This window comes from Phytobacter sp. (assembly GCF_059074235.1).
Genome location: NZ_JCACPZ010000009.1, coordinates 270450 through 283736, shown reverse-complemented (window position 1 = coordinate 283736; position 13287 = coordinate 270450). Strand labels below are relative to the sequence as shown.

Annotated in this window: 15 protein-coding genes; 10 read left to right on the top strand and 5 right to left on the bottom strand. The window is 53.1% G+C overall.

Going from position 1 to position 13287, the window contains the following annotated elements; translation table 11 throughout:
• Positions 1 to 4 precede the first annotated feature (4 nt).
• The 3 genes from AC5JPW_RS25850 to AC5JPW_RS25840 form a co-directional block, all read right to left on the bottom strand.
• A complete protein-coding gene (locus tag AC5JPW_RS25850) occupies positions 5 to 1021 on the bottom strand; it encodes a Zn-dependent oxidoreductase (RefSeq protein WP_494244375.1) in 1017 nt (338 codons plus the stop codon).
• A 14-nt stretch (positions 1022 to 1035) separates the two neighbouring features.
• Complete coding sequence (rspA, locus tag AC5JPW_RS25845; RefSeq protein ID WP_494244374.1) at positions 1036 to 2250, bottom strand: starvation-sensing protein RspA; 1215 nt, start codon at positions 2248 to 2250, stop codon at positions 1036 to 1038.
• A 112-nt stretch (positions 2251 to 2362) separates the two neighbouring features.
• Positions 2363 to 2692, bottom strand: a complete 330-nt coding sequence (locus AC5JPW_RS25840; protein WP_494244373.1) for a YnfA family protein — start codon at positions 2690 to 2692, stop codon at positions 2363 to 2365.
• 146 nt (positions 2693 to 2838) lie between these two features.
• Between AC5JPW_RS25840 and AC5JPW_RS25835 the strand changes: the two genes are divergently transcribed.
• Together AC5JPW_RS25835 and speG are read left to right on the top strand one after the other, a co-directional pair.
• Positions 2839 to 3180, top strand: a complete 342-nt coding sequence (locus AC5JPW_RS25835) for a DUF1283 family protein (protein WP_494244371.1) — start codon at positions 2839 to 2841, stop codon at positions 3178 to 3180.
• 64 nt (positions 3181 to 3244) lie between these two features.
• Positions 3245 to 3805 (top strand): spermidine N1-acetyltransferase, encoded by a 561-nt coding sequence (speG, locus tag AC5JPW_RS25830; protein ID WP_494244370.1) that lies wholly within the window; start codon positions 3245 to 3247, stop codon positions 3803 to 3805.
• Between the two features lie 17 nt (positions 3806 to 3822).
• Here speG and AC5JPW_RS25825 read toward each other — a convergent pair whose 3' ends face one another.
• On the bottom strand, positions 3823 to 4521 hold the full coding sequence (locus AC5JPW_RS25825; RefSeq protein WP_494244368.1) for a YnfC family lipoprotein: 699 nt from the start codon (positions 4519 to 4521) through the stop codon (positions 3823 to 3825).
• 89 nt (positions 4522 to 4610) lie between these two features.
• Positions 4611 to 5240 (bottom strand): LysE family translocator, encoded by a 630-nt coding sequence (locus tag AC5JPW_RS25820; RefSeq protein ID WP_494244453.1) that lies wholly within the window; start codon positions 5238 to 5240, stop codon positions 4611 to 4613.
• Between the two features lie 121 nt (positions 5241 to 5361).
• Here AC5JPW_RS25820 and AC5JPW_RS25815 point away from each other — a divergent pair, with 121 nt between their 5' ends.
• The 8 genes from AC5JPW_RS25815 to osmX all read left to right on the top strand — a co-directional run bounded on the left by AC5JPW_RS25815 (position 5362) and on the right by osmX (position 13278).
• Positions 5362 to 6252, top strand: coding sequence for a LysR substrate-binding domain-containing protein (locus AC5JPW_RS25815; RefSeq protein ID WP_494244366.1), 891 nt, complete (start codon positions 5362 to 5364; stop codon positions 6250 to 6252).
• Between the two features lie 113 nt (positions 6253 to 6365).
• Positions 6366 to 6668: a DUF1161 domain-containing protein gene (locus tag AC5JPW_RS25810; RefSeq protein WP_494244364.1), complete on the top strand. Its 303-nt coding sequence runs from the start codon at positions 6366 to 6368 to the stop codon at positions 6666 to 6668.
• A gap of 154 nt (positions 6669 to 6822) precedes the next feature.
• Positions 6823 to 9261, top strand: coding sequence for a selenate/tellurate reductase subunit YnfE (gene ynfE / locus AC5JPW_RS25805; protein ID WP_494244362.1), 2439 nt, complete (start codon positions 6823 to 6825; stop codon positions 9259 to 9261).
• Positions 9262 to 9271: 10 nt separating this feature from the next.
• Complete coding sequence (locus AC5JPW_RS25800; protein WP_494244360.1) at positions 9272 to 9889, top strand: DMSO/selenate family reductase complex B subunit; 618 nt, start codon at positions 9272 to 9274, stop codon at positions 9887 to 9889.
• Between the two features lies 1 nt (position 9890).
• Positions 9891 to 10748, top strand: coding sequence for a dimethyl sulfoxide reductase anchor subunit family protein (locus tag AC5JPW_RS25795; RefSeq protein WP_494238985.1), 858 nt, complete (start codon positions 9891 to 9893; stop codon positions 10746 to 10748).
• Between the two features lie 18 nt (positions 10749 to 10766).
• Positions 10767 to 11381, top strand: coding sequence for a Tat proofreading chaperone DmsD (dmsD, locus tag AC5JPW_RS25790; protein ID WP_494244358.1), 615 nt, complete (start codon positions 10767 to 10769; stop codon positions 11379 to 11381).
• Between the two features lie 262 nt (positions 11382 to 11643).
• On the top strand, positions 11644 to 12354 hold the full coding sequence (gene osmY, locus AC5JPW_RS25785; RefSeq protein WP_494244356.1) for an osmoprotectant ABC transporter permease OsmY: 711 nt from the start codon (positions 11644 to 11646) through the stop codon (positions 12352 to 12354).
• Positions 12355 to 12375: 21 nt separating this feature from the next.
• On the top strand, positions 12376 to 13278 hold the full coding sequence (osmX, locus tag AC5JPW_RS25780; protein WP_494244354.1) for an osmoprotectant ABC transporter substrate-binding protein OsmX: 903 nt from the start codon (positions 12376 to 12378) through the stop codon (positions 13276 to 13278).
• Positions 13279 to 13287: the final 9 nt, after the last annotated feature.

Sequence of the window (13287 nt, the reverse complement as noted above, 5' to 3'; positions counted from 1 at the left end):
GTAATTAATTGAACGTCAGCAAGACCTTGCAGCACTTCCGCTGATCTTTTTCGAACAGTTCAATCGCGTCTGCGACATGTTGATAGTCAAATTTATGCGTCACTAACTTCGTCGGATCGATAAGGCCACGCTCCAGCCAGTCGATCACAACAGGAAACTTATTCGCGTTGAGTCGCGAGGAGAAAATTGAAAGTTCTTTTCCGGTGATTCCCTGCTGCACTATCTGACACGGGTCACTGGAGAAGCCCATGATGGCAATACGTGCTGCCGGAGAAGCCAGGGTAATTGCTTCCTGCAAAATAGACGGATGACAGGCCGCATCGACGATAATCGTCGGCTTGATGCCCTTCTCTTCCAGCACGGATTGCAGCGTCTGGTTGCTGTTGTTGATGACCCAATCAGCACCGCTACGCTCCGCCATCGCCAGGCGTTCGTCGATACGATCCGCCACGATGACTTGCTTCACCTTATAAACACCTTTCAGTGCCTGCAGTGTGACCAGCCCCATCGGACCCGCACCGAAAATCAACGCGATGTCGTTTTCCGTTGGGTTGACCTGACCGGTAACGTTGGCCGCGATGGTGAACGGCTCCACCATGACGGCATTTTCATCAGGAATAGAGGCCGGAATGACAAACGCATTACGCTCCGGGACGACGGCGTACTGGCTGAAGCCGCCATCACGGTGTACACCCAACACGACCAGTGAGGTGCAGACATTGGGTTTGCCGATGGAGCATGGATAGCAGTGGCCGCAACTGATTACCGGGTCAACAGAGACACGCTGGCCCAGACGCTCAGCGGAGACACCTTCTCCGACAGCATCAATCAGGCCATAAAACTCATGGCCAATAACGCGTGGGTATTTTGCAAACGGGTTATGCCCGCGGTAAATGTGGCTGTCTGAACCACAAATCCCGGCCAGTTGTACCTTCACACGCACTTCTCCGGTTGCCGGTTCAGGCAATGCACGTTCTTCAATCACTAGCTGATTCGGTTGTTGTATAACGACGCTTTTCATTATCTTCACCTCTGTTACCAGTTCCACAACGTGCCATCTTCCAGGCGAGCGACCGGCAGATATGCGGGGTCGTAGGGGTATTTTGCTGCCAGTTTTTCGTCAAACTCGATGCCCAACCCAGGCTTGTCACCCGGGTGCATATAGCCGTTATCAAAGCTCCAGCTGTGCGGGAAGACGTCAAGCATCTGCTCGGAGTAGCCCATGTATTCCTGTACACCAAAGTTTGGCACCCACAGGTCAAAATGCAGGGCCGCAGCGTGGCAAATTGGTGACAGGTCAGACGGACCGTGAGAGCCGGTACGCACCTGGTAGAGCGATGCAAAATCCGCAATACGGCGCATGCCGGTAATGCCGCCCGCGTGGGTGATGGTGGTGCGGATGTAGTCGATAAGCTGTTCTTCGATAAGCTGTTTGCAGTCCCAGATGCTATTGAAGACTTCGCCAACGGCGATTGGCGTAACGGTGTGCTGGCGAATCAGACGGAAGCACTCCTGATTCTCTGCCGGGGTCGGATCTTCCATCCAGAACAGACGGTAATCTTCGATGCTCTTACCAAAGCGCGCGGCTTCAATAGGCGTCAGACGGTGGTGCATATCGTGCAGCATATGTTCGTTGAAGCCGAACTGGTTACGTACCGCATCAAACAGTTTTGGCGTGAAGTCGAGGTATTTTTCAGTAGACCACAGCTGCTCTTCCGGCCACTGACCTTTGGTCGCAGGTTCGTATGCCAGGCCTTTGCCTTTTGACATCCCATAAGTGGTTTTCATGCCCGGTACGCCACACTGCACGCGAATGGCTTTAAAGCCCAGCTCTTTATGACGCGCATAATCTTCCAGCACATCATCAATGGTATGACCGGTGGTGTGGCAGTAAACCATCACCCCTTCGCGGGATGCGCCACCGAGCAACTGGTACAACGGCATGTTGGCGGCTTTGGCTTTGATGTCCCAGAGCGCCATATCGACAGCTGAGATGGCGGACATGGTGACCGGTCCACGACGCCAGTAAGCACCTTTATAGAAGAACTGCCAGATGTCCTCGATGCGATGCGCATCGCGACCAATCAGCTGCGGGCAGAGGTGATCTTTCAGATAGGACGCCACGGACAGCTCACGTCCGTTCAGGGTGGCGTCACCCAGGCCGACAATGCCATCATCGGTAGTGATTTTTAATGTGACAAAGTTACGACCCGGACAGGTCACAAAAACTTCGGCCCCTACGATCTTCATACGTTCATTCCTCACATCATGTGTCTTGATGCAGAGAATTTACGCAACAGCACTACTACCATACAAGTATGATGATCGAAAAAGATGCTTTCGATCACAAAAAATTAACGGTTCATCCGGTACGCCCCCAACCTGCAACAATGATTAACATACCGCACAGGGCAATGGCGGCCCCCAGCCAGTCATACAGGCTGAGCTTGACGCCATCGACTACGCGCAACCACAAGAGCGCGGTACAGACATAGACACCACCGTATGCCGCATAGACGCGGCCGCTGGCGGCAGGATGCAGCGTCAACAGCCAGACAAAGAGCGCCAGCGCAACGGCGGCAGGGATAAGCAGTAACGGTGTAGCACCCCGTTTAAGCCACAGCCAGGGTAAGAAACAGCCGATGATTTCACACAGGGCCGTGAGGAAAAAAAGGACGGTTGTTTTTAGCATTACAATTGTTTTTCATTAAGCACAGGTTGAACTATCTTAACGGATAATCCACTAATATTGGGACTTCCCGGCGGCTACCCTCGCCAGGGTCAATCAAGTACAATCGCTGCAAGGACGTTGTGTCACACTCAATGAAGGAAATCACCATGAATATTACACTGAGCAAACGCCTGTGCCTGACGGCAATGCTGACGCTGGGTGCGATGATGTATACCGCCAGTGCCTCCGCGAAAACGGATAAATTAATTATTGAATCCGGCGATAGCGCCCAGTCTCGCCAGCAGGCAGCAATGGAAAAAGAGCAGTGGGACGACACCCGTTCACTGCGCCACAAAGTGAATAAACGCGTGGAAAAGGAGTGGGATAAAACTGACGTTGCTTTCGATGCGCAGGATAACTGCCATAAGAGTGCGAACGTCAACGCCTACTGGGAATCCAACACCATGCGTTGCCTCGACCGCCGTACTGGTCGTCAGATTACACCTTAAGTTCTTGCCTGTCTGGGCGTCACCTGGCGCCCTGCTTTTTCGTTGTCCCCAAAAGGATTTCCCCATGACTGATACCTCACAGGTCAAACTCCGTCCGCTTGAGCGCGAGGATTTGCGCTTCGTCCACCAGCTTGATAACAACGCCAGCGTCATGCGTTACTGGTTTGAAGAGCCCTACGAGGCGTTTGTTGAACTCTCCGACCTCTACGACAAACATATTCACGATCAGAGTGAACGTCGGTTCGTCATTGAATGTGGCAACGAGAAAGCGGGTCTGGTTGAACTGGTGGAGATTAACCATGTACACCGGCGGGCAGAGTTCCAGATCATCATTTCACCGGAATATCAGGGAAAAGGTCTGGCTTCAAAAGCAGCCAGACTGGCGATGGATTACGGCTTTATGGTGCTTAATCTTTATAAGCTGTATCTGATTGTTGATAAAGAAAATGAGAAGGCAATCCATATTTACCGCAAGCTGGGCTTTATGGTGGAAGGCGAGCTGATTCATGAGTTCTTTATTAACGGCGAATACCGTAACACGATTCGAATGTGTATTTTCCAGCAACAATACCTGGCAGAACATAAACCGGCGGGCAGTACGCTACTAAAACCCACCGCGCAGTAACGCGGTGGGCAAGTGCATCAATAATATTCGATAGTATTTTTGATGCTGAATTTGTGTTCGACGGTCGGCGTCACGCTCTCATCCACGATAACCAAGTGACAGGCAACCGGGTTATCGTGTTTGTCGTAGTCGCAGGTCTGTTTAACGTTAGTCAGCGGTTTATCATTCAACACACTCACCGCCGTGTAATCCAGTTTTTTGCGAACATCCCGTGAAGGGGTGGAATTCACCGACAAATGCGCCTCTTTCGACGTGGTGGATTTACCCAACGGGTAACCTTCGCTGTCGTAACGGTAGGTCACTTCAACGTCTTTGCCCCGCGCGACGGAAATAAAGCCACGATCGTCCGTGTCCCACGTTAGCCCGGCACTGGGGTATTCCGCCAACTGACATTTCCCCTGCAGACGCAGACGCTTTTCCTGCGTCTCAGCATCGAGGTAATAGTTGGCGTTCAGCACCAGCTCCACGCCGGTATTGTTCTCCACATCGTGCAGCTCCAGCGTGTCAAAACAACCCTCTTTTGAGAGCGTCCCGCTGACACGTTTAGAGACTTCGCCCTTTTCATTAAGCAACGTCTGGCTGAAGTCTTTTACAGGGCCACGCAGCGGATCAAAATCAAATTCATTGGAAAAACTGGCCATCTCCGGCGTAAAGGATACGGGTCCCTTTTTGTCATCACATCCCGCGACAAGCGCGGCCAGTGCGATGAGTATCATTTTTTTATTCAACAGGTTCACCTAAGTTCGCATTGCGTTACGCTTATATTAGCAAAACCTTTAACAACTCTGGCAATGACAATTTTATTTCATTCGAAAAGAAGTGCCCTTGCCCCGTCCAGATTCCAGAAAATGCCCCCCGCTGCAATCATCAGTAAAATCAGTGCGGAACCCGCGGTAAAACGACGACTCTGCGCAACAGGCAGAAAACGTTTTACGGCCAGGATGTAGCCGGACATCACCACAAAATCAAACAGGATCCAGACCAGCGAGAGTGTGACAATGCTGGTGGTGAAGTCACGGCTGACGCTAATAAACTGCGGGAAAAAAGAGACAAAAAACAGGATGTCTTTCGGATTGGCTACGCCGGTGATGAAACCGCGTCTGAATCCGCCCAAGGTCACCGGGGCCGTTTGTGCAACGGTCGCAGCCTGACGCAAATGGAATAACGTCTGCAGCGCACCCCAACCGATAAACAACGAACCCGCAATCCCCAGTAAGGATAAATACCCTGCATTCATTGTGACAACGCCACTCAACATCATCACAGCGATAGCAATCAGTACCAGTGAAGCAAGGTTAGTACCGAGCGTCGTCAGAAAAGCTCTGCGGTAACCCGATACCGCAGCTGTGCCTGTCACCAGCATCACCACCGGTCCAGGCGTTATCAGCAGGGTTAAGACAGAAAGTACGTAGACACTCAAGAGCGCAACATTCAGGGTTTGCATAGGATCCTCCACAACGGTAATAGTGCGCAGAGTATGAAAAAAAGTCCCTTCGCTGAAAAACGAGTTAAACTGTCATTCATTGTGATTAAAACTCAATCTGAGCTTTACAGGAATGCAAGAGAACCTCCCCCATTTATATGCATTACGGGCTTTTTCCGTCGCGGCACAGCACAACTCCTTTAGCCAGGCCGCCCTAATACTCAATGTTACCCCCGGTGCCGTAAGTCGTCATATCCGCACACTTGAAGCCTGGTTTGGTTGTCAGCTTTTTGTACGTAATGGCCCTAAAGTGAACCTGACCGACGCAGGTAGCATGTTGGCGGGCGATCTACAGCAAGGTTTTTCTCAACTTGAGGCCGCTTGCCAGCAGCTGCGGAGCCATAATCAGCAACTTCGTCTGAAAGCCCCATCAACGCTTACCATGCGCTGGTTGCTCGATGTGATGGCGGGGTTTCGCGAGCAGCACACCACGCCTGAAATCAATATTTCCAGCGTCTGGATGGATATCGACAATGTGGATTTCACCAGGGAGCCGTTTGATTGCGCCATCCTGCTCGGTAGCGGCCAGTTCGGACCAGGTACACGCTGTCTGCATCTGTTTGATGAATGGCTGGTGCCGATTTGCGCTCCAGGGCTGCTTGCAAAAGCCCAGGACGACCTGGCGTCCTGCGAGCTCATTCACCCCTCTCGCGATCGACGCGACTGGCGACGCTGGCTTGCGGGAACAGGCTTACATCCGACACTCAGTCTCGCTGGCGGTAAAGTCTTCGATACGCTGGAGCAAGGCATGATGGCGGCGATGGGGGGGCACGGTGTGGCGATTGGCGATCTGTTATTAAGTCAGGCCGCACGTGAGCAACAGTTGTTGGTCATGCCCTTCCCTGAAACGATTAAAACAGGTGACGGTTATTACCTTGTCTGGCCGGTTGACTCAAAGAGGCAAAATAATATCGACAAACTCGCCCAGTTCTTATGTCTAAACGCCCCTCGTTGTATAAGTTAATATATAACGAAGCAACATTAACGAAGCGGCAAATGTTATTAATCTGAGATTTACCTCTACCTTACACATCACCTGCTACGCTTTTGACAGGTAAACGAAATAAGGAGATACCAATGAGATACTCACTCTGGTTTGGTGCCATTTTATTCACAATGTCAGCCTCAGCGCTTGCCGCGCCCGATTCATGTGAACGAGTAAAAAGTGATATACAACAGAAGATTATCAACAATGGCGTGCCCGAATCAGGCTTCACGCTGACCATTGACCCCAACGATCAAAACAGTGCATCTGATGCACAGGTAGTGGGACATTGCGCTAACGATGCGTGGAAAATTCTCTACACACGCAACGGAAATAATCAAAATCAGTCCAGTGAAATAGCCCAACCGGATAACAGCCAACCCGCATCACAATAATCTCATCTCCTTCTTAAAATAATGGGGATTACCCTTCTTATTGATCCCCATTAATATTTCTCTACTCCTAATTAAGTAGCATAAAGCCATAATTAGCCAGGCATTAGTCCCGGCACGTTATTACTTTTTGATATGACTTATAGTGGAGTGAGCTATGTCCAACGATGAACATACAGCTGGCATCAGCCGGCGAACGCTCGTCAAAAGTACCGCGCTGGGTTCTCTTGCGCTGGCAGCAAGCAGTTTTTCTCTTCCCTTTGGCATGCGTACGGCGGCGGCGTCCGTGCAAAATGCAATGCGTCCTGCTGATGATAAAGTAGTCTGGGGTGCCTGCTCCGTTAACTGCGGTAGCCGTTGTGCGCTAAGGTTCCATGTGAGTGATGACACCGTGACCTGGGTCGAAACGGATAACACCGGCGAGGACATCTATGGCAATCATCAGGTACGCGCCTGTCTGCGTGGTCGCTCCATTCGCCGTCGCATCAACCACCCGGACCGTCTTAACTATCCTATGAAGCGCGTCGGCAAACGCGGCGAAGGAAAGTTTGAACGCATCACCTGGGATGAAGCCCTCGATACCCTGGCCACCAGTCTGAAAAATACGGTGGCCAAATACGGTAATGAAGCGGTCTATATTAACTACTCTTCCGGTATTGTCGGCGGTAATATCACCCGCTCCTCACCGTCTGCGTCCATTATTGCGCGCCTGATGAGCCTTTACGGAGGCTTCCTCGGTCAGTATGGGACCTATAGCACCGCGCAAATTGCTTATGCCATGCCGTATACCTACGGTTCCAACGACGGTAACAGCACCTCCGATATAGAAAACACAAAACTGGTAGTGATGTTTGGTAATAACCCGGCAGAAACCCGCATGAGTGGCGGCGGCATCACTTACTTTCTTGAACAGGCACGTGAACGCTCTAATGCACGCATGATAGTCATCGACCCACGTTATACCGATACCGCAGCCGGGCGTGAAGATGAGTGGATCCCTATTCGTCCAGGTACGGACGCCGCACTGGTTGCCGGACTTGCCTGGGTACTGATTAACGAAAATCTGGTCGATCAGGCATTTCTCGACAATTACTGCGTAGGTTATGACGAGAAAACGCTGCCTGCGGATGCCCCGGCTAATGGCCATTACAAAGCCTATATTCTTGGTCAGGGCGATGATGGTATTGCTAAAACGCCGCAGTGGGCTTCTGCAATCACCGGTATTCCGGTCGATCGTATCATTAAACTGGCCCGTGAAATCGGCACCGCCAAACCAGCCTATATCTGCCAGGGCTGGGGTCCGCAACGCCAGGCCAACGGCGAGCAGGCGTCCCGTGCCATCGCTATGTTACCTATTCTAACGGGCAACGTTGGGATCAATGGCGGCAACAGTGGTGCGCGTGAATCGACTTACACCATCACCATTGAACGTATGCCGATACCGGAGAACCCGGTCAAAACCAAAATCTCCTGCTTTACCTGGACGGACGCCATTGTTCGTGGCCCTGAAATGACCGCTCTGCGCGATGGTGTGCAAGGGAAAGATAAGCTCGATGTGCCCATCAAGTTCTTGTGGAATTATGCGGGCAACACCATCACCAATCAGCATGGGGATATCAACCGCACCCACGACATTCTGCAGGACGAATCGAAGTGCGAAATGATTGTGGTCATTGAGAACTTTATGACCTCGTCGGCAAAATACGCTGATATCCTGCTGCCGGATCTCATGACCGTCGAGCAGGAAGACATTATTCCAAACGATTACGCCGGAAACATGGGCTACCTGATTTTCCTGCAACCCATCACCTCGCCGAAATTTGAACGCAAACCGATTTACTGGATAACCAGCGAAATCGCTCGCCGACTCGGGCCGGATATCTACCAGAAATTCACTGAAGGCCGCACCCAGGAAGAGTGGTTGCAGTATCTCTACGCCAAAATGCTGACCAAAGATCCACAATTACCCGCCTACGATGAACTCAAAAAGATGGGCATTTACAAGCGAAAAGACCCCAACGGGCACTTTGTTGCTTATAAGAAATTCCGCGATGACCCGGCGGCTAACCCGCTCAAAACACCGTCTGGCAAAATCGAAATCTACTCCAGCCGCCTGGCGAAAATTGCCAGCACCTGGGAGCTGCAAAAAGACGAAGTGATCAGTGCCCTGCCGGTCTATGCCTCCACCTTTGAAGGATGGGATGACCCGGCGCGCAGTACATTCCCACTACAGATGTATGGCTTCCACTACAAATCCCGCACTCACTCCAGCTACGGCAACATCGATGTGCTCGAAGCGGCCTGTCGCCAGGAAGTGTGGCTCAACCCGATTGATGCGAAAAAGCGTGGCATCGTAGATGGCGATATGGTGCGCGTGTTTAACGGCCGCGGTGAAGTACGCATTGCCGCTAAAGTCACGCCCCGCATCATGCCCGGCGTCAGCGCAATGGGCCAGGGGGCCTGGCACGATGCCAATATGACCGGCGATCGCATCGACCATGGTGGCTGCATGAACACGCTGACCACGCAACGCCCTTCGCCACTGGCAAAAGGCAACCCTCAGCACACCAATCTGGTTGAAATTGAGAAGGTTTAAGGAGTAGCCGATGACCACCCAATACGGATTTTTTATTGATTCCGCCCGCTGTACCGGCTGCAAAACCTGTGAGCTGGCCTGTAAAGATTACAAAGACTTAACCCCGGACGTCAGCTTTCGACGCATTTATGAATACGCAGGCGGAGACTGGCAGGAAGACAACGGCATCTGGCACCAGAATGTCTTTGCCTACTATCTGTCGATTGCCTGCAACCACTGCGAAGACCCGGCCTGCACCAAAGTCTGCCCCAGCGGCGCGATGCACAAACGCGAAGACGGCTTTGTGGTGGTGAACGAAGATATCTGCATCGGCTGCCGCTACTGTCACATGGCCTGCCCGTACGGTGCGCCACAGTACAATGCGCAAAAAGGCCACATGACCAAATGCGATGGCTGCTACAGCCGCGTCGCTGAGGGTCACAAACCCATCTGCGTCGAGTCCTGCCCACTGCGCGCGCTGGATTTCGGTCCGATTGACGAACTGCGTAAAAAACACGGAGAGCTGGCGGCCGTTGCGCCGCTTCCGGCTGCACGTTTCACCAAGCCGTGCATTGTGATTAAACCTAACGCCAACAGCCGCCCAACCGGGGATACCACCGGCTATCTGGCAAACCCGCGGGAGGTGTGAGATGGGTAACGGATGGCATGAATGGCCGCTGGTGTTGTTTACGGTGCTCGGGCAGTGCGTGGCGGGCGGGTTAATCGTGATGGGGCTGGCCTGGCTGGCGGCAAAAGATGACGCCGACAGCCAGCAGCGCATCACCCGCAGCATGTTCTTTCTTTGGGTGCTGATGGGCATCGGGTTTATCGCGTCGATGCTGCACCTGGGGTCCCCGATGCGCGCCTTCAACTCCCTGAACCGGGTGGGCGCTTCGGCGTTGAGTAATGAAATCGCCGCTGGTTCAGTCTTCTTCGCCGTGGGCGGTTTCTGGTGGCTGGTAACTCAGCTGGGCAAAATGCCGGCTACGCTGGGCAAACTCTGGCTGATGGTGAGCATGGTGCTGGGCGTGGTGTTTGTCTGGGCGATGACCCGGGTGTACCAGATTGACACGGTTCCGACCTGGCACTCGGCTTACACCACCGTCGGTTTCTTCCTGACGATGTTGCTCGGTGGTCCGCTGCTGGCGGCGCTGCTGCTGCGCGTTGCAAAAACGCCGTTTAACGGTGCGACCTTTGCCTCACTGAGCGTCGCCGCACTGCTGGCAAGCCTGGCGCTGGTCATGCTGCAGGCGATGAGCCTCAGCGCGGTACACAGTTCGGTGGTGCAGGCGAACGCACTGGTGCCGGATTACGGCAGTTTACAGGTCTGGCGAATGGTGCTGCTGGTCGCGGGCCTGGGCTGCTGGATTTGCCCACTGGCAATGCGCAAATCACCGCGCGTAACCAGCCTGCTTGCCGGTGTAACACTGGTGGTGGCCGGCGAACTGATTGGCCGTGGTCTGTTTTACGGATTGCATATGACGGTCGGCATGGCGGTCGCCGGTTAATTTACGCAAGGAGTGTGTATGTCAGAATCCTTATACCGCGATGATTTTGCCTTCAGCGCCAGGATCCTCGGTGCTCTGTTTTCTTTCCCCCCGGACAGCGAACAGGTCAAACCGATTGTTGATGCCTTTATCACGGGTGAATGGCAATTCCAGTGGCCGCTGGCGCAAGAGGTCTTAGCTCCTCTGGCCGAAGGCTTTATAACACCTTCTGACGAGTCGCTTGAAGCCGCCTGGCAACGGCTATTTATCGGGCCGTGGGCACTGCCTGCGCCGCCATGGGGATCGGTCTGGCTGGATAAAGAGAGCGTGTTGTTTGGCGACTCAACTCTGGCTTTACGCCAGTGGATGCGGGAAAACCAGATAGCCTGGGAAGCAAATCAGAACGTGCCGGAAGACCACTTTGGCACCTTATTGATGCTGGCCGCCTGGCTTGCCGAGAGCCGGAATACTGCCACCTGTGACGAGTTGCTGGCCTGGCACCTGCTGCCCTGGTCTGGCCGTTTTCTGGACGTCTTTATCCAGGAAGCGCAGCATCCGTTCTGGCAGTCGCTTGGTAAACTGGCACAGAAAACGCTGGTTGACTGGCAGGCCCGACTGGTAATGCCGGTGGCGCTTAAACCTCTCTATCGCTGAATTTATTCGGTATTCTAAAACGAGCATAGGTGACAACGTCACTTATGCCCGTTGCTTTTAAGACAATTCTTTACTTACCCCGCAAGCCGTTATGCCCACTGGCATCCGACAAATCATCAGCAAAATCCGCATCTTAAAAGATATCCCTAAAACTGGAATCCTTCCCAGGTGCTTGCTATAGCAAAAGGACCCTGCCGCACATGGCATAACAACACGCAACGGGTCGTTGCAATAACGCATGCACACAGGGAGACACACTGCAATGCACACTTCCGCACTCTCACGCGCCATACTTTTTGTCGCGGCTATCGCTGCCGTGCTGGCGCTTCTGGTCTGGGGTATTGGTCTCGAAACGATCAAAGCCCGTCAGGTTGATTTGGTCTATCTCGGGCAACAGCACCTGATTCTGGTGTTCAGCTCGATGTTCTTTGCCCTGCTCATCGGCATCCCCAGCGGGATTGCCTTAAGCCGCCCTGCTGCACGGGGCGTGGCTGAATACGTCATGCAAATCTTCAACGTGGGCAACACACTTCCACCGCTGGCAGTGCTGGCGCTGGCGATGGTGGTCATTGGCATTGGTGACACCCCGGCGATCATTGCCCTATTCCTTGCCTCACTGCTCCCCATCGTGCGTAACACCTACGCCGGTTTGTGTTCGGTTCCGGCATCAATGCTGGAAGCAGCGAACGGCATCGGGATGACCAAATGGCAGCGTCTGTATCAGGTGGAATTACCGAACGCGCTGCCGGTCATCCTCTCCGGTGTGCGCATCGCAACCGCCATCAACGTGGGTACTGCCCCACTGGCGTTCCTGATTGGTGCCAGCAGCTATGGTGAGCTGATCTTCCCGGGTATCTACCTTAATGACTTCCCAACCCTGATTCTGGGGGCCGCTGCCACCGCACTGTTTGCACTGATTCTGGACACCTTGCTGGCTGCGCTGGGTCGCTACCTGAGCCCGCACACCGCCTGAAAACAATAAAAAGGATACGTTATGACGCTATTTTCCCGCCTGTTGGGTGTACTGAGTGCCGCACTGGTCTTTACCGCCAGCGCGCAGGCCGCTCCACTAATTTTGGCGACGAAGAGTTTTACTGAGCAGCATATTTTGTCGGCTCTCACCGTGCAGTACCTGCAAAAGAAGGGCTTTCAGGTGCAGCCACAAACCAACATTGCGACGGTAATTTCCCGTAACGCGATGATCAACAAACAGATTGATATGACCTGGGAGTACACCGGCACATCCCTCATCATCTTTAACCATATCAAAGAGCGCATGACGCCGGAACAGTCTTACGAAACGGTAAAACGCCTGGATGCGAAGCACGGTCTGGTCTGGCTGAAACCGGCTGACATGAATAACACCTATGCGTTTGCGATGCAGCGTAAACGCGCGGAAGAAGAGCACATCAATACCATGTCGGACATGGTGGCGAAGATTGAACACATCCGCAAAACCGACCCGAAACACAACTGGCTACTGGGATTGGATCTGGAGTTCGCCGGGCGTAGCGACGGCATGAAACCCTTCCAGCAGGCCTATAATCTTGAGCTGGACAGACCGCAGATTCGCCAGATGGACCCAGGCCTTGTCTATAACGCCGTGCGTGATGGCTTTGTTGATGCCGGGCTGATCTACACCACTGATGGACGCATTAAAGGGTTCGACCTGAAGGTGCTCGAAGATGACAAGGGATTTTTCCCAAGTTACGCCGTCACGCCGGTGGTGCGCAAAGACACGCTGGAGGCCAATCCAGGTCTGGAGGAAGCGCTAAATACCCTCTCCAGCCAGCTTAACAATGACGTCATCATTAACCTCAACGCAAAAGTCGATATCGACCATCAAACGCCGCAGCAGGTGGCGCGAGATTTTCTGCGCGACAAGAAACTGCTGTAAGGAGAATTC